This is a genomic window from Eubacterium sp. AF34-35BH, from assembly GCF_003477765.1.
Taxonomy (GTDB): Bacteria; Bacillota; Clostridia; order Lachnospirales; family Lachnospiraceae; genus Eubacterium_G.
In genome coordinates, this window is record NZ_QUDZ01000003.1 from 208,190 (window position 1) to 231,673 (window position 23,484).

General features: G+C 32.6%; 16 protein-coding genes. All 16 read right to left on the reverse strand.

Going from position 1 to position 23,484, the window contains the following annotated elements; translation table 11 throughout:
* Window positions 1–58: 58 nt before the first annotated feature.
* On the reverse strand, window positions 59–2,008 hold the full coding sequence (locus DWZ69_RS04590) for an ATP-dependent helicase (protein WP_117998832.1): 1,950 nt from the start codon (window positions 2,006–2,008) through the stop codon (window positions 59–61).
* 51 nt (window positions 2,009–2,059) lie between these two features.
* Complete coding sequence (locus DWZ69_RS04595; protein WP_117998831.1) at window positions 2,060–3,532, reverse strand: LuxR C-terminal-related transcriptional regulator; 1,473 nt, start codon at window positions 3,530–3,532, stop codon at window positions 2,060–2,062.
* A gap of 99 nt (window positions 3,533–3,631) precedes the next feature.
* Window positions 3,632–5,089: a glutamate--tRNA ligase gene (gene gltX, locus DWZ69_RS04600; protein WP_117998830.1), complete on the reverse strand. Its 1,458-nt coding sequence runs from the start codon at window positions 5,087–5,089 to the stop codon at window positions 3,632–3,634.
* A 276-nt stretch (window positions 5,090–5,365) separates the two neighbouring features.
* On the reverse strand, window positions 5,366–5,938 hold the full coding sequence (locus tag DWZ69_RS04605) for an AAA family ATPase (protein ID WP_022165440.1): 573 nt from the start codon (window positions 5,936–5,938) through the stop codon (window positions 5,366–5,368).
* A gap of 774 nt (window positions 5,939–6,712) precedes the next feature.
* Window positions 6,713–7,408 carry a DNA/RNA nuclease SfsA gene (gene sfsA / locus DWZ69_RS04615; RefSeq protein ID WP_118436269.1) on the reverse strand — a complete coding sequence of 232 codons (696 nt, stop codon included), beginning with the start codon at window positions 7,406–7,408 and terminating at the stop codon, window positions 6,713–6,715.
* 625 nt (window positions 7,409–8,033) lie between these two features.
* Window positions 8,034–8,450, reverse strand: a complete 417-nt coding sequence (locus DWZ69_RS04620; RefSeq protein ID WP_117998827.1) for a hypothetical protein — start codon at window positions 8,448–8,450, stop codon at window positions 8,034–8,036.
* 118 nt (window positions 8,451–8,568) lie between these two features.
* Window positions 8,569–11,697, reverse strand: a complete 3,129-nt coding sequence (locus DWZ69_RS04625; protein WP_118436271.1) for a discoidin domain-containing protein — start codon at window positions 11,695–11,697, stop codon at window positions 8,569–8,571.
* Window positions 11,698–11,861: 164 nt separating this feature from the next.
* The gene (locus DWZ69_RS04630; protein WP_118436273.1) at window positions 11,862–12,452 is read right to left on the reverse strand and encodes a cytidylate kinase-like family protein; all 591 of its coding nucleotides are present in this window, start codon (window positions 12,450–12,452) and stop codon (window positions 11,862–11,864) included.
* Window positions 12,453–12,692: 240 nt separating this feature from the next.
* On the reverse strand, window positions 12,693–14,759 hold the full coding sequence (locus DWZ69_RS04635; protein ID WP_118436275.1) for an MMPL family transporter: 2,067 nt from the start codon (window positions 14,757–14,759) through the stop codon (window positions 12,693–12,695).
* A gap of 15 nt (window positions 14,760–14,774) precedes the next feature.
* Complete coding sequence (locus DWZ69_RS04640) at window positions 14,775–17,024, reverse strand: hypothetical protein (protein ID WP_118436277.1); 2,250 nt, start codon at window positions 17,022–17,024, stop codon at window positions 14,775–14,777.
* Between the two features lie 234 nt (window positions 17,025–17,258).
* Window positions 17,259–17,834: a TetR/AcrR family transcriptional regulator C-terminal domain-containing protein gene (locus tag DWZ69_RS04645; protein WP_117998822.1), complete on the reverse strand. Its 576-nt coding sequence runs from the start codon at window positions 17,832–17,834 to the stop codon at window positions 17,259–17,261.
* Window positions 17,835–18,077: 243 nt separating this feature from the next.
* A complete protein-coding gene (locus tag DWZ69_RS04650; RefSeq protein WP_118436279.1) occupies window positions 18,078–18,878 on the reverse strand; it encodes an ATP-binding cassette domain-containing protein in 801 nt (266 codons plus the stop codon).
* Window positions 18,878–19,813: an ABC transporter permease gene (locus DWZ69_RS04655; protein WP_117998820.1), complete on the reverse strand. Its 936-nt coding sequence runs from the start codon at window positions 19,811–19,813 to the stop codon at window positions 18,878–18,880. The genes DWZ69_RS04650 and DWZ69_RS04655 overlap by 1 nt, the downstream gene beginning before the upstream one ends.
* Window positions 19,814–19,952: 139 nt before the next feature.
* Window positions 19,953–20,960, reverse strand: a complete 1,008-nt coding sequence (locus tag DWZ69_RS04660) for an ABC transporter substrate-binding protein (RefSeq protein ID WP_117998819.1) — start codon at window positions 20,958–20,960, stop codon at window positions 19,953–19,955.
* Window positions 20,961–21,553: 593 nt separating this feature from the next.
* Window positions 21,554–22,363, reverse strand: coding sequence for a Cof-type HAD-IIB family hydrolase (locus tag DWZ69_RS04665; RefSeq protein ID WP_118436281.1), 810 nt, complete (start codon window positions 22,361–22,363; stop codon window positions 21,554–21,556).
* Between the two features lie 20 nt (window positions 22,364–22,383).
* Window positions 22,384–23,469 carry an iron-containing alcohol dehydrogenase family protein gene (locus DWZ69_RS04670; RefSeq protein WP_117998817.1) on the reverse strand — a complete coding sequence of 362 codons (1,086 nt, stop codon included), beginning with the start codon at window positions 23,467–23,469 and terminating at the stop codon, window positions 22,384–22,386.
* Window positions 23,470–23,484 lie beyond the last annotated feature (15 nt).

Sequence of the window (23,484 nt, forward strand, 5' to 3'; positions counted from 1 at the left end):
ATATTATGCACCTTAATTTAATGTATTATCTACATAATTTTCAAAAAATATACATATTCTATGCCATTACTTCCTTCATAAAAATTGATGGTTCCACATAACAGCCAAGATTTTCGCTTACACAATATATATTTAAATATTTTTTTGCCCTTGTTATTGCCACATAAAAAAGTCTTCTTTCCTCTGCGAAATCTCTTTCTCTTACTGCTTTAGATGTTGGTATTATGCCCTGATTTGCATCTAAAATAAAAACGCTGTCAAACTCAAGTCCCTTTGAGCCATGCATTGTAATAATATGAATCGGCTTTCTTACCTGCTTTTCTTTTGACTTTGTATTAGCACTGTTTTCTTCACTTTCCTGTAAAATCCAACTTTCCAAAGTGTCATATTTTAAACTGTTTGTTTTTATTTCTTCAATTTCTTTTTCAAAAACAGAATAGTTTATCTTTCTCTCTCTTGATAGCTCTTTCAGGTAATTCTCATATCCTATACCTTTTAGAATATACATTAAAGCTGCCATGGGCTTTAATCTTAACAACATCTGCAAATCAAATTCCAGCTTTTCTATTTTTTTCACAATTTCACTGCTATGACTGTAAACATTTTTCAAACTATTAAAATCAATTCCATAATCACTTATCATTCCGTTACTAATAAGTCTGGCTGGTTTATTTAATATATAAATTAGGCTTTCATTATTTCGTATTTCAACTTTATTCAAATTAATGGCTGCCTTTATGTAATTATAAATGTCCACTCCCACCTGAGTTTTGAAAACAGATTTCTTAGCGACTTTGCTTTCAGATATAATTTCCTGTTCTTCTAAAAATCTTTGGATAATATCAATCTGGCTGTTGTTTCTCACAAGTATTGCAATGTCATCTATCCCTCTACTTTGCAACTCTGTAATCTTAACTGCTGTATACTGCAATTGCTCCATTTGATTTCTGAAAATTCTAACATCAGTATCTTTACATTTGTTATTATTCTTGTTCTTGGTATTGTTATTGTTCCTTTTCCTTGGGATTGAACAACCATCTTTTATGTTCTCATTTTCATTACTATTTTCATCATTTTTATTATTGTTACCTTTCGGTGACATGATATTTTTTTCAAAACGTGAACTGTTGTTTTTAATTAGGTTCTTAGACATTTGGATAATTTCATCTGTAGACCTATAGTTTATATTTAATATAATTTTTCTACATGCCTGATAGTCCTTTTCAAATCTAAACATTAACTCAGGACACGCCCCACGAAATCCATAAATGCTCTGGTCATCATCACCTACTATAAACAAATTGTTTTCAGGAGCCACAAGCATTTTTATGATTTCATACTGTATCTTGTTAATATCCTGAAATTCATCTATTAAAACATATTCAAAAACCTGCTGCCATTTTTGTAAAAGCACCGGTTCCTCTTTAAACAACGTATAACAGTCCAACAGCATATCATCAAAATCAATTTTGTTCTGACTCTTCAATTCTTTTGCATATTCATCGAATATAAGCTTAAATTCCCTATTTTTACAGCTTTTTGGTGCATAATCACTCAATGGAATCATATTCCCCTTAACATTGCTTATTTCGCCAATAATGTTTTGAATAAATTCATTAAGGGAAGTTGTATTTATTCTGTTTCTAATAATAATTTCACGTAAAATCTGACTTTTCTGATTTTCCGTTAAAATATTACGCCCACTGTAATTCTTGGATAATTTTAAAATTCTAAAATAGATTCCATGAAAAGTTCCAAAGGACACAGGATAACTGCTTTTTACCCAATGTTCTCCTTCCATTATCTGAAAAAATTTTCTCTGCATGTGAACTGCGGCAGCTTTTGTAAAAGTTACTACTAATATTTTTTCAGGTGAAACGTCTTTTCTAATTAACTCTTTTATTCTGTGTGTTATAACTGTAGTTTTACCTGAGCCAGGTCCTGCAAGAACCATGGCTGCTCCTTTAAAATGATTAACAGCTTCTCTTTGTGCGTTATTAAATTCCATAAACACCTTTCCAATATGTCCCTTTATATATTATCACATATTGGATGTGTTTTAAATAGTGTTTTCAGTCCACGTATAGTAAAATTTAATTAAACCTACTCTTGAATTGGTATCTGTTTTTTTATTTATATTTGAAATATGTCTGTATAAAGCAGCTCTTGAAATATATAACCCGGCTGCAATATTCTGAACACTATCGTCAGAATTAAGTAAAGCTTCTAACACTTCCTTTTCTCTTTTGGTTAAAGAAAAATTCTCCGAAAACATTTGTAATTTGTCAGTTTCGTTTGTGCTGTTAGTTTCTTTTTCACTGTTTGTTAGATTGTCCCAGTTATTTTCTATTATTTCAGCTCTGTTGATTTGTATATTTTTCATTGTGTACAAAAATATTAATACACTAATTGCCACAAACAAAACTAACGATAATACGGTAATCAGTAAAACATTTTCTGTTGAATATAGTTTCAAAGACCAACTCCCCATTAGCACAGCCATCAAATTATTTACTGCTCTTCCCATACCTGCCCAAAGGCGTGTATTTTCCATTTTAAGAGATATTTTCACAAATGCTGTTGTAAAAAACACAGCAAAGAACCCAGCTGACAAATAGAAAACAACCAGGCCTGTTAAAAACGCCCCGCCGGATACAATTGTCAAAATACATATTGTTGACAAAAGAGTTATGCAATACATTATTATGTACATGAATCTGCCTTTTTTTATGTCGAAAAGTATACCAGCTGCAATTCCACTTACGGCTAAAAATAATCGGGGATATTGACCTACATCAAAAGTACCATCTGCATGGAATAAAGTCACAACATTATCAAGGGTTGTAAAAACATTTGCCATTAATACAACAATTGCAATTAAAAGAATTACCATTACATAATTGTTTTTTAAACCACCCTTTTCTTTGACTGCATTATCACATCTGTCATCACTATTACTTTTCCCTGAAATTTTTTGCACTATTATGATTGCTGCAACCCATAATACAACTATCGAAACACTTTCCAGATTATTTGATTTTATTAAATTATTGCTTACAAACTGTATCAAAAGTCCAAAACCGTAAGCAAAGCCTATTGTTTTTCCTAAATATTTGCTGTTACCGTAATTAATTGCCGTAAAATAAAAAACCGTGCTTCCAAAAGCTCCAAGTATAATAAAAAGAAGGCAGCCGCACATTAATATAACATTATAAGAATCACTGTGTGAAAATTTCCAAACACAAAAACAACCTAATACAATCGCTAAACTAACCGCTATATTTTTAGTGTTTTTAATACCTGTTTTATTATCTAATATTTTCTTTATTATTGGATACAAAACAAATCCCACTACGCTTGCACCTAAAACATAACTTTGTGCTATTACAACTTTACTTGGATTTGCCACTTTAGCAATCATGTTATCAAAAAGGTATTCACTTCCTAAAAACAAAAAATTAAAAAGCGATATTAATATTATCATTTCAAGCCAATTTTTATTTATATTTTTCTTAGTAACTGTATTTTCCATATTTTAACCTGAACCTTTCAAAAGGATTTCTTATTACACAAAAAGTCCGACTGACAAACAGCCGGACTTTTTATAATCTTCCTTGAATTATTTTGATAATTATTCTGATAATAATTCAATACCTTTTTTAATTCTTTCTAATGACTCTTCTTTTCCAATTACTTCCATAATTTCGAAAGCTCCTGCCGGTGTCATCTGCTTACCTGATACTGCAGTACGAAGTGGCCATAAAGCCTGACCATTTTTAATTTCTTTTTTCTTAATATATTCAAATACAGTATCGTGTAATCCCTGTACTGAATAATCATCTGTTTCCTCTAATATTGGAAGTAATTCCTTTAAAATTTCTAAAGAATTTTCAGAATTAGTCTTCATTTTCTTGTGTGTATACATTTCAGGACTATATTCAGGAAGTTCCTGGAAGAAGTCAATCATGTCTCCAATTTCAGGGAATGTTTCAATTCTTGTTTTGACCATATCCATTATTGTTTCAAGGTTCAAATCTTTCTTGATAACTTCCTTAACGTATGGTCTTGCCATTTCATAGAACTTCTCATTGTCCATAGCCTTAATGTATTCACCATTCATCCATTTTAACTTTGTAATATCGAAAACTGAAGGGCTCTTATTAACCTTGTGATAATCAAAATTCTTAATTAATTCATCAAGTGAAAATATTTCCTGATTGTCTTCCGGACTCCAACCTAAAAGTGCAATATAGTTTACAATTGCTTCAGGTAAAAATCCCTGTTCAACTAAATCTTCGTATGATGAATGACCTGAACGTTTGCTTAATTTCTTATGATTTTCATCTGTAATAAGTGGCAAATGTACATATTTAGGTGCTTCCCAGCCAAATGCTTCATAAAGTCTCTGGTACTTTGGTGAAGATGAAATATATTCATTACCTCTTACTACATGAGTGATTTCCTGTAAATGATCATCTATAACATTTGCAAAATTGTATGTTGGATAGCCATCTGACTTAATTAAAATCATGTCATCCAACTCTTTGTTTTCTACTGTAATTTCTCCATACAATTCATCAACAAAAGTTGTTGTTCCTTCTGTTGGCATGTTCATTCTGATAACATAAGGTTTTCCAGCATCTAAATTAGCCTGTATTTCTTCTTGTGAAAGATGTAAACAATGCTTGTCGTACATTGTAATTTCTTTTCCGTCTTCCCCTACAGAAGTTTTAAGTGTAGCCAATCTTTCCTTATCACAGAAACAGTAATATGCATCTCCTGACTCAATTAATTTCTTTGCATATTCAAGATATAAACCTGACGCCTGACGTTCACTCTGAATATAAGGTCCATATCCCTTGTCCTTGTCAGGACCTTCATCATGTACAAGTCCTGTTGCTTCAAGTGTTCTGTATATAATATCCACAGCACCTTCCACATAACGTTCTCTATCTGTATCTTCTATTCTTAAAATAAAATCGCCACCTGCATGTTTTGCAATTAAAAATTCGTATAAAGCTGTTCTTAAATTTCCTACATGCATTCTACCTGTTGGACTAGGTGCAAATCTTGTTCTTACTTTTGACATTTTATTTCTCCTCTTTAACAATTATTGACATAAATCTAATTTATTATAATGCTTTTTTTGCCTATAAGCAAGTACATCAACTTATGGATTTTATAATAATCCATAACGCAATATTTTTTATGTAATAGAAAATCCTAAAAGATTTTCCTGTTACGAAAAAAGACTTTCCTTAACCGAATCGCCTATTTATTGTCAGGTTTTAAAACCTAACTTTTTAGGAATAATTCAAGTTCCGTGAAAGTCTTTTTCTAAATATACTTAATATTTTTTTATGCTTTATTTTAAATTTTTGAAATATTCAACAGCTTCATCTAATGACTTCTTGAATGAATCATCTGATGAATTATCGAATAAGAATAAATTCTTAATTCCTTCAGGAACTGTAAAGTTCTGTCTGCTAATATATTCATCCCAATGTTCAATCTTCCATGTATCTCTGTCAGAGTTACGTTTAATCATTCTTTCCTTACAAACTTCCTTGTCGCAATGAACCCAAACAACAACTAATTCAGCTCCAATCTTTAAAAGTTCGTTTCTAAGATTTTCCATATAACCGGGTGTTCTAACTTCTCTTGTGAATGGAGAATTAATGAATACCGTATCATTGTATTCTAAAGCTTCTCTTGCGATTTCCATGATTGCATCATATTCATAATTTCTGATGTTTGCTTCAAAGAAATCTGAACTTCTATTGTATTCTTCATTTGCCACAACAAAAATCTGCTTTGATAAAACAATAAGTGAATCTTTATCAAGGTAAACACAGTTAGGCATAGCCTTTGCTAACTTCTTTGTTACAAATGTTTTTCCACATGCTGGTGGTGATGTTACTAAAATCATTTTCTTCATAATATATCTACCTCTTCTATATAAAAATATTAAATCGTTTCAAATAAACCCGAATTTCTCGTAATTATATCACTTTTTAATTCCTTTAGTCAATAAGATTGACCGTATTTTTTTGTTTTTTCGACTACTTTTTTAATTACAGTGTTCCAAGGTCCAGCTCACCTGTGCTTGCACAAAGGTGAGCTGGACTTTGGAACACGCCCAAATATGAGCATAAAAGGGAAGCGTCAGCTTTCCCATATGCGAATATTTGTATGGATTGCGGGAGTGCTCTGCACGGAGCAATCCATGTAATTAAAAATACATTTCTCAAGGTCCACACCTGTGCTTGCACAAAGGTGAGCTGGACTTTGGAACACGCCCAAATATGAGCATAAAAGGGAAGCGTCAGCTTTCCCATATGCGAATATTTGTATGGATTGCGGGAGTGCTCTGCACGGAGCAATCCATGTAATTAAAAATACATTTCTCAAGGTCCACACCTGTGCTTGCACAAAGGTGAGCTGAACTTTGGAACACGCCCAAATATGAGCATAAAAGGAAAGCGTCAGCTTTCCCATATGCGAATGTTTGTATGGATTGTGGGAGTGCTCTGCACGGAGCAATCCATGTAATTAAAAATACATTTCTCAAGGTCCACACCTGTGCTTGCACAAAGGTGAGCTGAACTTTGGAACACGCCCAAATATGAGCATAAAAGGAAAGCGTCAGCTTTCCCATATGCGAATATTTGTATGGATTGTGGGAGTGCTCTGCACGGAGCAATCCATGTAATTATTTGTTGAGTTTTATCTCTACGGGGTTATTTATTTTAAGTTCTTTTTCTGTTACCACACAGTTATACGCCATTATTTTAACTCCTTTACTTTCTGCCTTTACCAGTACTTCTGCAAAAGCCTTATGAGTCTCTTTGTTAGGTGTAAAATATTTTACGTTTTCCATTTGCACAACAAACATAATATAAGCGTCAAAGCCCTCTTCCTTGGCTTTGATTAAATGTTCTATATGCTTTACCGCTCTTTTGCTTGGTGCATCAGGAAATAAAACTACACCATCTTTTTCAAGGGTAACACCTTTTACTTCCATCCACGCTTTTTTATTATCTCCCTCAATATAAAAATCAAACCTTGATTCTCCATATTTTTTCTCAGGAGCAACAAGTTTTGTATTTTTATATAAGCCATTTTTATTTAGCCATTCCTGTACTACTTTGTTTGGTGCTTGGGAATCCATATTTATTATTCTTTCATTTTTCCTAACTACAACCAAATCATATTTTGTTTTTCGATTGGGATTATCTGATTCCTCCAAATATACAGTTACACCATTAACTAAAAGTTCTTTGCAACGTCCTGTATTTTTCACATGAACAACCTGGGGATTATTATCCATTCCTTCTACATCAACATACGCTATAAACCTGTTGGGTCTTTCCCTAAAAATTCCTTTTACAATCTTTTTATATTCCATAATACTTTCTTCTCTATAATTCAATCCTTTATCTTTCTTTTCTGTTCTTTGTAATTCAATCTCTTATCTTTCTTTTCTGTTCTTTGTAATTCAATCTCTTATCTTAATTCGTTTCTGCTGTCTATAATTTATTATCTGCCGAAACTAATATTAACACTTTTCATTATTAATTAACAGCTGTTTTCCTGCACATACTTTTTAATGCATAATTAATGATTGTAGAATTTTGATTATTAACCAAAGGATTAGTTCTTTTTATATTATGGAATTATTATTTATAATTGTTCAGATATGATTTTATTTTGTATGTTTTGTCTATTAGATAAGCATTTAGAAAAATTGCTTCTCAAATCAGGAATGGCGTTTCAGAATTCTCCGAAACGCCACAAAATTGAAAGGGTTTAGATTATTATGTTACCTAAAAATCTAATACACTTATAGTTTAAAAATTAAAAACATTTTTTGCAACAACCTATAAATCTAATGTATTTTTTTGTTAATTATGTACATTTATCCTTTTATTTTTTGAAATAAAAGGGCTTTTTTATAAGCATTTGTTACAATTTTTATGTTTTTTGTATTTTTTACGTTTTTTAAATTTTCCAAAAAACTAAAAAAAACATTTTTAACTATAAATTTTATCGTCCTCTGAATTATCTTCTCCTGATACTTTAATGTTTGCATCGTCCATTTTTACCTTAGGAATTGCAATTGGTGGCAAACCTGAATTTACAAAAAATGTAATTACCATTGATCTTACATGTGGGAATATTTCATCGTATGCTTTCTTATGAATTTCCTTTTTGTCTGATAACTGGTCACAGTCAAAAAATGCCACTGCACTTATTTTGAAATTGAAATCCATTGGTTGATTCTTATCCATCATATCAATAGTTAATGTAGCTGCGCACTTCTTATCATCCCTTGTATATTTAACATTAAAAGATGCTCTCTGGCTAATATCCAAAGAGACAGCTCCTTCTATCTTATTTGTTAAATCAAGTTCTTCTACTTTAATTCCATTAAAAACTAAATCTCCCATTTAATGCCTCCTTATTCTTTTCCTGTAATTATATCATTACTTAATCATTAATAAAAGTGAAATGTAGACCGTTTTAATCTACATTCCACTTTTATTAACTATATCCTACAATAGGACATTATTTTTTCACTTTAACACTTTTAACTTTGCTCCATGCTCCATAGTATTTTTTCTTTCCAACTACTTTGTAAGCTCTAACCTGAACGAAGTATTTTTTGTTTTTAAGTTTCTTAATTACATAAGAATTCTTCTTACAAGCTTTAATCTTTGCCTTTTTAAGTTTGCCTTTGCTTAAAGCGTAACGAACCTGGTAACCCTTTACACCTTTAATCTTCTTCCATGACAACTTAATCTTCTTACCCTTAACATTCTTAGCCTTAGGTGAAACCTTTGCCACCTTAACCTTTGTTGTTGTTGGCTTCTGAGTTGGTCTGTTAGGATTATCCTTAGCTGCAATTGTTTTAACAACTGTACCTTCACAATTTTCACCAATTCCTGTAATTGTAATTGTGATATTACCTGTTGCATCTGTAGCTACTGTATATTTATAATCCTTATCTTTTGTTAATGCACGTCCATTATCAGGTACCTGAACTAATACATTTAACTGCTTGTTAGCATCAAATGATGTCTTAATAGTTGTGTTAGCAAGTTTTCTCTTAGTAATAACGAATGTCTTTTCAATTGTTCCTGTGTAGTTTCCAATACCCTTTATTGTCATTGTCACAGTACCAGGATTCATATTATCTGAATAAACAATTTCGTAATCCTTCATTGCTGATAAGTAAACATCACCCTGACTCATCTTAATCTGAGGCTGGATGTCTGCCACCTTATATTCGTAACTTTCTGCTAAATTTGAAAAATCTTTCTTTATAATATCATCTTCAATATTTGCCTGTGCAATAGTAAACTCTCCTTCAAGCTTACCTTCATATAATCCTATACCATTAACGATAACTTTTGCAGTTCCCGCATTTACATTATCTTCGTATTTTACTTCATATGCTGTTCCTTCTTCAAGCTGTTCATCACCGTTTTTTACTGTAACTGGAACTGTCTGTTCTTTTCCATTGTATATATGTCCAATCTCTCCAATAAATAATTCAAATTTTGAAATATCTATCCCTGAAATTTTAGTTTCCTGTGATACACCTTCAGATGAAACTTCACCACGTTTTGCTACAACCTTAACTGTAACATTACCAGCATTAATTTTATCAAATGTGTATTCACCCGGTTCTTTATTTTCTGCTACTAACTTGTCTCCCACATAAATGTCATATACCTGAGCAAATTCTTTTGGTAAATTGCTTCCTTCAAATGAAACCTTTAAAGTATTTGCTTCTATTGCTTCTACTGTTAAGTTCTTAGCTTCACTAACAGCAATATCCTCTGCTTTAATAGTTTTTGTAACAGAACCACCAAAGTCTCCTATACCATTCAACTTAACTTCTATACCTTCAGCTGTTGTTGTCTGTTCAACTGTATAATCTGTTCCTTCAACTAATTCTGTTCCACTATATTTTGCACTAACTGTTGCCTTCAATTCATCATCTAATGTTACATTAACTGTTGCATCTGTAATATCCGTCTTCTGAATTACGGCAATTTCCTTAATCTGGAAGCCATAATCAGCATGTCCATTCATATAAACTTTTACATATCTAATTGGTTCTGTTGGTAAATCATATAAGTTTGTTACAACATATCCGTTCGGATCTGCAAAATGCTGTAAAACTTCCCAAACTATAGACTTTGTTTCTCCTATTTTAACGAATCCTTCATCCGGATTTTCTTCATCAAATTCTTTTGATACTGATACTGTATAATCCTTACAGTATGTAACTTTATTTTGGAAATTAACAAGTACTTTGCTAAGTAATGATGGTTCAACTTCTTTTCCCAAATCAATTACAACATATTCGAATGTTCTTGTTGCATCCCATAGTGATGACCAAAATGCATCTGCATTGCCATTTGTAAGAACTGTAGGATCTGTTCCTTCATTTTCACCTGTTGATGATACATATACTGTCTTATTTAATGCAAGATTTTTATCACTTGATGAAACTAATGATGTCTGATCCTTTACTTCCGGATAATATGCTTTATCTTTGCCCATTACAGCAAATTCTCTAATCTGGTATCCAAATCCTGTATTACCATTTATTAAATGTAATTTAACATATCTGAAATCTTCAAGTGTAACCTCTGATAAATCCACGTTATAATGTGTCTGTTCCCATTCTACACCTGAATATTTTCCTATTGTCTGGTAATTTTCTCCGTCTAATGATATTGATACTTCAAAATCTGTTACATTTGTAGCATCATTAACGTTATATAGCTGCAAGTAATCAATGTTGCTTACTTTCTGACTCATTCCTCTTCCAATATCAATTACAAAAGTCTGATCCTTCGCATCATCGTTTCTTTCAGTATTAACAAATTCTGTACCTGATACATTACCATCTGTTAAAACCTTAAAGTTCTGACTTCCAACTGATGTCTGTGTGTACTCAGCCCCATATGTCAGATTATAGTCTGTTGCTAAAAATTTAGATTCATCTACAGGTAATCCCTCTTCAAGCTCACTAGAACTATTTGCTGTATTTGGAGTTTTATTTTCTTCTTCACCAATTGCAGCAAATTCCTTTATCTGATAACCATAATCTTTCTTTCCGTCTAAAAGATTAATTCTTACATACTTAAACTGTGTTATTGTTAAATTAGATTTGTCAACTGTTAATTCATTTACCTTTTCAGTAAAATCATCTGTTGATTCATATACCGTTTCAAAATTTTCACCATCTAATGATAACTGAATGTTGAATTTCTTACAGTATGTATTCGCATTATTGAAGAAAATTAAAAACGACTTCAAATTACTTACTTCCTGAATTCCATCTGTTGTTATTGTAACTCTCTGATTTGCATCTTTTCCCCATTTTGAATTATAAAAGCCTCCATCAAGACTTCCATTAGTAAGTGCAGTGTCTGTATTTTCCTGACCCTTGCTGCTGTAAGTATATCCTGCTCCTTTCAACAAATTATAATCCGACTTAATCAAATCAGAATAATCAATCTCCGGTTCTACTTCACCACTACCGCTTCCTTCATCTGCAGCAATAATTTCATCAGCTCTTACGATATTTTTGTAAGAGTTTCCATCAATCGCCATTAAACTGCATACCATTGACAAGCTAAGTGCTAAGCTCAAAGCTTTTTGTACGTTTTTTCTCATAAAATCCTCCTTTTTACATTTTCTTTGTTAAGTTTAACCATGGTATTATTTTATCATATTTAATGTTTGACAACCATATATCCGATTCAAGAAACCATTTTTATTTTCAGCCAAAAAAATAAGAAAAAGCCTATAAATAAAGGCTTTTTCTTATTGAATTGTTTTTATTTCATTTCAACATAGTCAATAATTAGCTTTGCTGCATTCTCTAATGAGATATTTGCTGTGCTTATGCACAAATCATAAGCTCTTGAATCACCCCATTTATTCTCACAATAGAAGTTATGATATGTTTTTCTTACTTTGTCTCTTTTCTTCATCTTGGATAAAGCAGCTTTCTTATCAATGCCGTCTCTTTCCATAACTCTCTTAGCCTTACTTTCTGTATCTCCTAAAATAAATACTTTTGTAAGATTTGGATTATCTGCGAGAATTTCATCTGCACATCTGCCTACAACAACAAATGATTCATTTTCCTCATTTGCTCTCTTTCTAAGCATATTGAATTCCTTAATGGCAACATCCTGTTCTATTGACGTTGTTACACCACCTAATGGAATTGGCATAAAAGTAAGGTTAATAGGTTTTTCGTCGTACTTCTCAACTACTTCTCTACTGTACTTTCCTTCCTTTGCCACTTCATCTAATAATTGCTTGTGATATAAAGGTATATTGTAATGTTCTGCTACCATTTCTGCTACCTTTAAACCTCCGCTACCAAACTCTCTTCCTATAGCAATTACTATCTGCTTCATAGTACATCCCTCCAGTCTTTAAGATTAAAAATAATCCGTACTTAATTTTATGCTAATTATACCACATTTTTCATTTTTTTTAAACTAAAAAGAGGTTCTAATTCCATTAAACTTTATAATGTTTAACTTATATTTGAACCTCTAAAACTTCATTTTTTGCTTTTTCAAACTAGTATTAATTTACTATTTAAAACTAACATTGATTTACTTTTTAAAACAAACATTAATTTGCTGTTTTAATTATTTGTCTAAGAATTTGTAACTTCCCTTTACAATAGCCTTGTCAAAAACAACAAACATTGCCGGTAAAATACAAATTACACAAAGCATACTAATTACGGCACCTCTTGCCATAAGTAAGCAAAGTGAACTAATCATGTCAATACTTGAGTAAGCACCTACACCAAATGTTGCCCCAAAGAATGTACAAGCACTAACAATAATTGACTTCATTGTTGCTGTTAATGCGTCTTTTGCAGCAAGATATTTTTCCTTGCCACTGCTACGCTCTAACTTATATCTGTTAGTCATTAAGATTGCGTAGTCAACTGTCGCACCTAACTGGATTGTTCCAATTACAACTGAAGCAATAAATGGTAACGTTGCTCCTGTATAGAATGGAATACCCATGTTGATAAAGATTGCAAGTTCAATTACTGCTACCAAAATTATAGGAAGTGTAATTGACTTAAATACAATTGCGATAATTGCAAAAATTACAAATATTGAAACAAAACTTACTGTTGCAAAGTCTTTGTTTGTTATCTTAATTAAGTCTCTTGTACATGCAGCTTCGCCTACAAGCATTCCTGACTTGTCGTATTTCTTAATAATCTTTTCGATTTGATTACACTGTGCATTGGCTTCATCTGAACCTGTCTTATACTCAGACATAAAGATTAACATTTCATGTTTTTCACTCTTTAATGCACTTGTTAAATCTTCCGGTATAAATGAATCAGGAACTGAGCCGTCTAAGAAACTTTCAAGTCCCATTGCAACTTTTACACCTTTTACATCATTAACATCTGACAATAAATCTTTAACATCTTTCGTCTTTGTATCTGAACTTATTAAAATCATGTTAGCCGAGCCTAAATCATAAGTATCTGCCACTTTATTCTGAGCTGTAACACTCTTTAAGCTTTCCGGCAAACTTAATGTTAAATCATAATATACATTTGTATTTGCCTGACCGTAAGCTGCAGGACCAATTAATAATAAGAACAATACAATAAATATTCTATAATGCTTTGTAATCCACGCAGGAATCTTTTTAAAATCAGGTAATAACTGTTTGTGCTTTGTTTTCTGAATGGCTTTGTTAAATACCAAAATGAAAGCCGGTAAAACAGTTACACATGAGATAACACCTAAAATTACACCTTTTGCCATTACAATACCAAGGTCAAGTCCCAATGTAAAACTCATAAAGCATAAAGCAATGAAACCTGCCACTGTTGTTATTGAACTACTTACAACAGAAGATATTGTAGCTGCAATAGCATCCGCCATAGCCGATTTACTGTCACCGTCATGTTTCTCCAGTTCTTCCTCAAAACTGTGCCACAGGAATATTGAGTAGTCCATTGTAACACCAAGCTGAAGCACCGCCGCTAACGCCTTTGTCAGATAGGATATTTCTCCCACCACAAAGTTGCTGCCTAAGTTATATATAATAGCCATTCCAATACTTAACATAAAGAAAATTGAAATTAAGTATGAATCCATTAACAACGACAAAACAACAATTGAAACTAATGCTGCTATACAAACGTATATGAACATTTCCTGTTCAACTAACACTTTTGTATCTGTAACAATGGCTGAAATACCGCTAATATAACACTGTTTTTGTGTAAGATTTCTAAGTTGTGTTATTGCATCCATTGTTCCCTCACCGGAACTTGTGTCATCAAAAATAACCATCATAATTGTTGATGTACCTTTGTTAAAGGCTTTGTACACATCATCTGGTAGCATTGATTTTGGTACACCTGCTTTTTCAAAAGAGTCATACCATAAAACTTTACTTACATGGTCAACTTTTTTCATTTTGTCAATAAGCTTTGTGACATCTTTATCGTCCATCTTATCAACCATAACAATACTAAATGCACCTGAATTGAATTCGTCCATCATTATGTCCTGACCTGTCATTGTGTCAATTCCGTCCGGCAAATAGTATAATAAGTCGTAATTTACTTTTGTATTCATATAGCCAATGCCTGCTGGAATTAGTAGTAAAATACTAATTAGTAATATGACATATCTGGCTTTTACAACAAACTGTCCAAACTTCTTCATAACTTATTAGCTCCTTTACTTATCCGACTTGATTTCGGCTGTCTTAAATATGAATTTAACGTTACCTGACATATCACTCTTAATTCCTGAGAATGACTTGTATTCTTTTCCGTTATTTAATATATCTTCAATACTATTAACTGCATCCTTTGTATCATCGCCAAAGATTTCAGTAATCTTGCTTATACCTTCGTCATTTAATTTAACAACACCATCTTTTAATGTTTTTGTTCCATTAAATAATGTTACAACACCACTGCTTAATGAACCTGTACCATTTGCTAATGTTTTAGCACCATCACTAATCTGTCCTGCACCTGAATTAACAGTTGCAATACCATCTTTAACCTGTGAGCTTGCATCGCCTAACTTACTGTTCATCTTATCTGTTCCCTGGTTAAGTGACTTCATACCTGAGTTAAGAGTTTTTGCACCACTCTTTAACTGGTTTGTTCCTGATGCTAATGTACTTGTTCCATCATATAAACTTTTTGTGCCTGCTGCTAAAGTACCGGCACCCGTATTTAACTTGCTAATACCTGTGTATAATGTATTAATTCCTGTATTTAACGCTGATGCACCATCTGTTAAATCTCCCATGCCATCAACAAGAGCCTTAATGCTTGATGCCTGTGAAGTAATCTGAGTTTCAAATGTTGATTTAACCTGCTCTAATGTTTTAATTCCATAATATGCTTCTAATAACTGATAATAAGCTGTTGCATTTAAACCTGCACCTGTTAAAACAGTAGTCATGTCTGCGCCCTGAGCAATGGCACCGTTAATCTTTTCAATAGTTGCGTTTAATGCTTTTTCAGAAGCAATTGCACCGCCTGTAGCTGCGCTTACTTTTTTAACAACACCATCAATTTGAGTCTGGATAGAACTTGGTGTTGACTGTAATGTACCAACTAACTGTTTTACGCCTGCTTCTGCTGTTTTTGTTCCTGTTGCTAAAGCCTTTGAGCCATTCTTTAAGCCCTGGCTCTTAACATTACCCTTGCTGTCCTTAACATCTTCAAAACCTGCTTTTGCACTGCTTAAACCTTTTGCAAGTTCCTGTGCACCTGAGTTAACCTTCTTAGCGCCGCTGTTTAATGTCTGGGCACCTGAATTCAACTTGTTAGATGCTGACTTAACACTCTTTGTTCCTTTGTATAATTTCTTAGCACCTTTGTTTGCACTCTTAACACCTGAAACAAGAGCACAGTCAAACTTCTTATAGCTTGTTAATAATGTAGTTGTTCCTAAATATAAATCAGATGTATATTTAGCAATATCCTTTGCACCCTTATCAATCTTATCTGCACCTGAATTTAATTTGCTGGCACCTGATACTAAATCTCCAGCACCTTTTACTAACTGATTTGTACCGTCCTTTAACTCATCCATCTTATCTTCAATATCTGAGAAATCTAAGCTCTTGTCTAAATCTAAATCAGCAATTTCAGATGTTGCCATTGTAAGTGACATGTTTAAGCTAAAGTCTTTTACATCAGCTTCAACTGTAAATGATTCAGGAATATCAATATCCTTTAAATAATCTTCAGCCTTGCTAACTGTTGATATAATATTGTCCTTAAAGCCCGGTGCTCCATAACCGATTACAATGTTTGAGCCATCATATTCAACTACTTTACCGTTATCAACTTTTACATTTGTGAAATTATCATCTAAAACCATACCTGTTAAAGTAATAAATGGAATGAATTTTCCCTCAGATGATGTTTCATTAACATAGTCATAAACAATTTTTACTTTTCCGCTTTTTCCTGCCAAATCATCTGGTGATATTTCTTCATCATCTAAATAATATTTAACATTTACTTTAATAGGTGTAGACTCTGTTGTTGTACCCTGATATGTAATGTCTTTTCCTTTATTCTCCCAAACAATATTGCCATTCTCATCTGTAGTATATTTTTCATCACCACTTAAATTTGTAATATTATCGAGATTTGATACATCACTAATGCTATCCTTATCAGAAACTTTCAAAGTATCACTTACTGTTGTCTTAGTAACTTCACCAGATGGATCCATTTCCACGAAAACTGTTTCTTTCTTTTCAGTATTGGCTGTGTCACCAATCTTACTGCTTAATAATGTTTGCAAATCTGACTGTTTAATTGTGTCAGAAGCTTCTGTTTGTTTTTTTTCTGTTTTCTTTGACTGTGTGTTTGTAGTTCCACATCCTGACAAACACCAGGTTGACATTGTCATAACCAACGCCAAACTTATTCCTTTTTGAACATACTTTCTCATTTCAACATACACTCCTTTTCTTTTCTATTGTACAGTATACTTTTATATGTAAAAAAATCATTATACATTCTTATACACCAATGTATTTTTATGACACCTGTATGAAATTGTATAAGTCATTTACTTTCTGTATAATAAACAGATATTAGATTTCATTTGTACCTCTTTATTGTAAAAATATAACTCTGTATATTTTCAAATAGACTAAAATCAATTTCCTGTTAAATCATTTTTTTAATTCTTTGTATTTCTTTTATACATGTAAATCTCATGACCTAACTCTTCAGTTTGTAATGTCATTTTCTGTAGCAAAACAGCTAAATCATCTTCATTTTCCTTCATACCTTTTAATGCCCAGTCAACAATTACTCCTGTTAAGCCATAAGCGAAAAATCTCGCATATATATCCTGTTCTTTATCATCTAAATGCTGATATAAGTCAAGTTCTGCTATTGCCTTCACAAACAACTCTGCGAAAATTTTATTACTATATTCAGCGAAGAAATTGTTGGATGATTTAATAGTGTTCATAAAAAACGCTTTCTGCTGCTTCATATATTTGAACAATCCAATTAACTTTTCAACCCAGTTTTCAAAAGTCAAATCCTGTGTTAATGGAATAAATAAATCCTGATTATATATCCAACTAAGCAATTCATACTTGTCATTAAAATGATAATAAAATGTCTGTCTGTTAACACCGCAATGGTCTGTAATGTCTGCAACAGTTATTTTATCCAAAATCTTTGTGGCCCCCAACTCTTTTAAGCTTTGTGCCAAAGCTTTTTTTGTAATGTTTGAATTTGCCATAACATCCTCCTTATACTAATGTATCTAAATTTTACATTAGCATCTTTTTTATACTTGTGTATGATTTTCTTATATTTGTAATATAACTCTACTTTTTGCTAAATGCAACCATTCTTTCTGTTTTTTATACGTTTGTCTCAAATTGTATAATTGCGTATTGTTTTTTTGCGTAATAAGAAGTTCTGAAGTAAGTTCTTATTACACAAAAAAAGAAGCTGTAGCAATGCTACAACTTCTTTTTTCTTAACTTAACAATATTCTATCATTATCAAATGCTTTCTGTTTCTTTGCTGAATACATCTTAATCAAATCATCCATTGTCATATTGTCTCTTTCTTCTCCTGAAAGATCCAATATAATCTCACCGCTGTCTAACATAATTGTTCTGTTACCTGTGGTTAATGACTGATTCAAATTATGTGTAATCATCATTGTGGTAATGTTATTCTCTACTACAATTTCTTTTGTTATTTCCATTACTCTTTCTGCTGTTGCAGGATCAAGAGCTGCTGTATGCTCATCAAGCAATAACAACTTTGGAATTGATAAAGTACACATTAACAATGTAACTACCTGTCGCTGGCCTCCTGAAAGTAAGCCGATTTTGGTTTTCATTCGGTCTTCAATTCCCATATTGTATCTTGCAAGATTCTCCCTAAAGAAAGCTGTCTGCTTCTTAGTTATGGCTCTCTTAAAAGGTGAATTTTTCTTTCCTGCTCTTGTATATGCCAACGCAAGATTTTCTTCGATTGTCATATTAGGAGCTGTTCCTTTCATTGGATCCTGAAAAACTCTGCCGATTAATTTAGCTCTTGCATGTTCACTCTTAAAAGTAATATCTTCTCCATCTAATAAAATATTACCTTTATCCACCATAAAGGTACCACATATTGCATTAAATAAGGTTGATTTACCTGCACCATTGGAGCCAACTACTGTTACAAAATCACCATCTTTTAGGTTTAATGACATATGGTTAATTGCTGTATGTTCATTAACTGTACTTTTGGCAAAGGTTTTTGATATGTTATTTATTTCTAACATTACATTGCCCCCTTTCTGATTTTTCTTGCAGCCATTCTTTCCTTAATTGCAGGTACTGCCAATGTAATAGCTACTATTAATGCACATGTGAATTTCATAAGGTTTGAACTCATATCGCCAAACAACTGCTGTCTGATAACGAATGCAACTATTATTTTATATAGAACAGAACCGATTACTGCTGAAACAATTCCTGTTGCCACACTTCTTTTTCCAAAAATAACTTCACCAATAATTACTGCAGCAAGACCATAAATCAAAGTTCCGTTTTGTAAACTAATATCAGCATAGCTAATGCTTTGTGACTGCAGTGCACCTGATAAACCAATAAGACCGTTTGCCATCATCAAACCAACAATCTTTGTTCTGTCTACGTTAATTGATGATGCTCTTACCATATCAGGATTGTCGCCTGTTGCTCTAATGCAAAGTCCTAAATGAGTTTTAAAAAACCAAATCACTAATAGAATTACAACTAAAGCAATAATAAAACTAACACCAGCCTTTACCATAGAAGTTTCAAACATACCTCTAATACCTAAGGTTTCTTTTACTTTTTCAAAAATTGTTACTTTACCATAACTTAAGTTTGTAGTCTGACCTTTATCCGTCAAAGAATAGCAAACCAAATTAATGGAATACAAACCACTCATTGTAATAATACCTGCCAAAACAGGATGCACATTAAGTTTAGTCTGCAAAGCTCCTGTAATTAATCCTGCTATCATTCCCGCCGCCATTCCAGCAAAAACTGCAAGAATGGGATGACCGTTAAGAGAAACTAAAACAGAAATTACAGCTCCAAATCCAAAACTTCCTTCTGTTGTTAAATCAGGTATATCTAATATTCTTAAAGAAATATATATACCCATTGCCAATAAACCGTAAATTAATGCTTCTGGCACATTTGATAAATAATATTGTAATTCTACCATTTCTTTTTCACTTTCAATTATTATTGTAATATTTTAATTCTCAGTTTTTCATTACTCTATTATTTTCATTTTTGTAGCAAACTTTTTGCTTTATACTTTTCAAATGTTTTTTCATGTTATCTAATTTATACTTTTAAACTTACTTAGCTGTATCAAGTTCTTTTACTTCATACTTTGTTTTTATATCTTTCTTTGTAAGTCCTAAAGCTTTCATTGTGTCTTTATTTACTGAACAGTAGTCAATACCTACAACCTGTGCCGGTATATCTTCTACCTTCTTACCATTCTTTAAATATTCAACTGCCATATCTGCTGTTTTCTTACCGATTCCCTTGTCGTCAATTGCAAGTGTTGCAAAACAACCTGACTGAACTGTTGTTGCTGATGCACAATATGTTGGAACTTTTTTGTCCTTGCAGATTTCTGTAAGTTTTGAAACACCGTCCTGAATAATTGAATCATTTGGAACAAATACTGCATCTACTTTTTCAGCTATTAAAGCGTTTGTTGCGTTTTCTACATCTGCTGCTGTAGGAGCTGTTTTTTCAACATATTCAACACCGATTTTCTTTAAGTATTCTTCAACCTGTTTAATTGTGTTTGTAGCGTTGTCTTCGTTTCCACTATAAATAAGACCGTATTTCTTTGCAGGTGTTGTTGCCTGTGCAAAATCAATTATTTCTGAAACAGGAATTGCATTTGATGTTCCTGTAGCATTCATGTCAGGCTTATCCATGTCTGTTAAAACCTTTGCTGCAAGTGGTGCTGATACTGCACAGAAAAATGCAGGTGTGTCTGATTCTGTACTTACAAATGTCTGTGTTGGAGGTGTTGCAATTGTAAACACTGCCGTGTATGAACCGTCAGCCATGTTACTTGCTATAGTTGATAAAGTTGTTGCATCACCTGATGCACACTGGTAATCAAAAGTTGTGTTGTCTTCTGTGTAGCCTTTTGCTTTTAGTTCTTCAAGAATTCCTTCTTTCATATCCATAAAAGCGCCATTTTCTACCATTGTGATAATTCCAATTTTTTTCTTGTCATTGTCATTATCTCCACCCTTTTTGCTGTTTCCACATGCTGTGAATACTGATGTAGCTAATGCTACTGTTAAAACTAAACCTAAAACTTTCTTAAATCCTCTCATAATCTTTCTCCTTTTAAAAGTTATTTCAGTTTAGATAACCCTTCAGAGTATATAGAAATTAAATTACTTTTATAACTTCTATAATCTATTTTTCTTTATACGAAAAAAAGTCCTTGATAGTATTAATCTACTATCAAGGACGGATAATCTAAAAATCTTCCGCGGTGCCACCTTGATTCATATCAAACGATATGCTCTCAACGAGTACAAACATACTCTGTGCAACTAACGTATGCCTTCACGTCATGAAATACTGGCTTCTAAAAAAGTTTTGTTCCATGCCCTCTGCGGTCCATTTATGTGAGCTGCGTTCTGTGGGTTCTCAGCTACTCCCTACTCTCTGTAAGTGCACGATTCACTTTTACCTCCGCATCAACGGTTTCAATGGTCATCTTCAACTGTTAGTAAGGATTATACGTCAACCATTTCTGTCAGTCAACCCTAAATTTCTATTTTGCAGTCTTTTGTTTCCATACCCAATCCTCTATATGCTGTCAATTTCTTCCCATAACTCTTCCTCTGTAAGTACACGACCATTTTCTAAATCATCAATTGCTTCATCAAGTTTAGAAAGTAATACATTCATCCCATCATTAATCCGTTATAAACTTTTCTACTACCTTTGCTATACCATCATCGTTGTTTGATGCTGTAATATAATCAGCATTTTCTTTCACTGCATCTACAGCATTTTCCATTGCAACACCAACTGCTGCATATTTAATCATTGACAAATCATTAAATCCATCACCACAGGCAATTGTATTTTCATGAGGTATGTTTAATTTGTCAATTAAAACTTTAATTGATGCAGCTTTGTCAATTCCCTTTGGTACAATTTCAATAAAGTAATCTGTAGAACGATACACTGAAAGAACATCTCCGAATTTTTCGGCAAGCCTTTTTTCGTGATATTCTGAAATTTCAGGATCTACAGTGTAAAGGCATTTGTTTGGATTGTAGTCCACATACTTTACTACATCTGTTAAAAATGCCGGTATTCTGTTGATTTTTACAGTTTCAAGCATTACATACGGATCTACTCGTGTAGCCACAAGTCCCTGCTTGTTGTCATAAGTAATCAGCCCCAGATTGTTTTGTCTTGCATATCTTATTAAATCAGGAAGATATTTTCTATCCAGAGTATTCTCAAAAACTGTCTCCTTTGTTTTCCAGTCGATAATTTTTCCACCATTAAATGACATAACATATCCACCATATTTTTCAAGTTCCAGCTCTTTTGCAATAAATCCCATGCCAGGCGTTGGTCTGCCAGACGCAAGAGCCACAATATGACCTCTTTTTTGAATGTCCATAAGGGCTTCTTTTGTTTTAGGTGTAATTTTCTTTTCATCATTTGTTAATGTTCCATCTAAATCCAAAAATATTATTTTCTTGTCCATTAATCTTATCCTTTGCAATTTTATTTATTTAATTCTTCTAATTTTTCCATTGATGTTATTAACATTTCCTTTGTAATAACGTATGGGTTATGCTCGATATCTTTCATTATTACCGCATTTTCTGCTAATTGTTCTATGTTGTCTTTTGTAAATTCCAAATCTTTAAGACATGTTGGAAGTCCTACTGACTTGTTAAATTTATATACTGTTTCAAAATCTTCCATATTGTTGTCTACAAGTAAAAGATTTAAAACACCATAACTTACAACTTCCCCATGAAGATGATTTTTTTCAATATGAGGATGCGCTGTCAAAGAATAAAATATAGCATGTGCCAATCCTGAATTGTAATGAACTGTGTGCTCTGCCGTAAGATAAATTGAAGCAACAGCAGTTGATACTATAATTGCCAATACAACCTGCTCGTATTCATAAGAATTTTGTTTTCTGTCATTTGAATCCATGGCAGCTTTTCCATATTTCATTATAGGCTCGTAACACATTCGGCTTGCATTTACACCCATTTGGAAATAATGCTGTAATTCCTCTCCTTTTGAAGACATTTCAGCTTCAAAATATTTTGCATAAGTGTCGCCCATACCAGCCCATAAATATCTTGATGGTGAATTTACTGTAATTTCTGTATCAATAAAAGCATGAACCGGTGGTGCCGGATAAAAGAAAGGCTCCTTAAATCTTCCATCAGGATAATACATTATGGACACACTTGTACAAGCTGAACAGTTTGATGCTATTGTTGGAAAAGAAAATACCGGTTTGTCTATTTTTACCCCCAAGCATTTTCCTGTATCTGTTGATTTTCCACCACCAATTGCAAAAATTATGTCGGCTTCTTTTACAAGCTGATTTTCCATTAAGGCTTCGACATTTTCATAAGTTGCCTCTCCACCGTACCATAAAAAATCCAGTATTTCTAAATCTGAACCTTCAATTGCTTTTTCTATTTTTTCTCTTGCTGCATTAATTGCCTTATGACCACCAATTGCAATAATCTTTTTTCCATAAGTTCCACATATTTCGGGAATCTTGTTATATACCTTGTCTCCAATAGAATAACTTGGAAGATGTATGCTGTAATTTTCCATTTTTCCTTCTTTCTG

Coding starts and splice junctions, on each gene's coding strand:
- DWZ69_RS04645 (WP_117998822.1), bottom strand. CDS start 17,834: ATGGCAAATTCAAACATTACAAAAAAAGCTTTGGCACAAAGCTTAAAA.
- DWZ69_RS04620 (WP_117998827.1), bottom strand. CDS start 8,450: ATGGGAGATTTAGTTTTTAATGGAATTAAAGTAGAAGAACTTGATTTA.
- DWZ69_RS04660 (WP_117998819.1), bottom strand. CDS start 20,960: ATGAGAGGATTTAAGAAAGTTTTAGGTTTAGTTTTAACAGTAGCATTA.
- DWZ69_RS04655 (WP_117998820.1), bottom strand. CDS start 19,813: ATGGTAGAATTACAATATTATTTATCAAATGTGCCAGAAGCATTAATT.
- sfsA (WP_118436269.1), bottom strand. CDS start 7,408: ATGGAATATAAAAAGATTGTAAAAGGAATTTTTAGGGAAAGACCCAAC.
- DWZ69_RS04630 (WP_118436273.1), bottom strand. CDS start 12,452: ATGAAGCAGATAGTAATTGCTATAGGAAGAGAGTTTGGTAGCGGAGGT.
- DWZ69_RS04595 (WP_117998831.1), bottom strand. CDS start 3,532: ATGGAAAATACAGTTACTAAGAAAAATATAAATAAAAATTGGCTTGAA.
- DWZ69_RS04665 (WP_118436281.1), bottom strand. CDS start 22,363: ATGGACAAGAAAATAATATTTTTGGATTTAGATGGAACATTAACAAAT.
- DWZ69_RS04640 (WP_118436277.1), bottom strand. CDS start 17,024: ATGAGAAAGTATGTTCAAAAAGGAATAAGTTTGGCGTTGGTTATGACA.
- gltX (WP_117998830.1), bottom strand. CDS start 5,089: ATGTCAAAAGTAAGAACAAGATTTGCACCTAGTCCAACAGGTAGAATG.
- DWZ69_RS04650 (WP_118436279.1), bottom strand. CDS start 18,878: ATGTTAGAAATAAATAACATATCAAAAACCTTTGCCAAAAGTACAGTT.
- DWZ69_RS04635 (WP_118436275.1), bottom strand. CDS start 14,759: ATGAAGAAGTTTGGACAGTTTGTTGTAAAAGCCAGATATGTCATATTA.
- DWZ69_RS04625 (WP_118436271.1), bottom strand. CDS start 11,697: ATGAGAAAAAACGTACAAAAAGCTTTGAGCTTAGCACTTAGCTTGTCA.
- DWZ69_RS04590 (WP_117998832.1), bottom strand. CDS start 2,008: ATGGAATTTAATAACGCACAAAGAGAAGCTGTTAATCATTTTAAAGGA.
- DWZ69_RS04605 (WP_022165440.1), bottom strand. CDS start 5,938: ATGAAGAAAATGATTTTAGTAACATCACCACCAGCATGTGGAAAAACA.
- DWZ69_RS04670 (WP_117998817.1), bottom strand. CDS start 23,469: ATGGAAAATTACAGCATACATCTTCCAAGTTATTCTATTGGAGACAAG.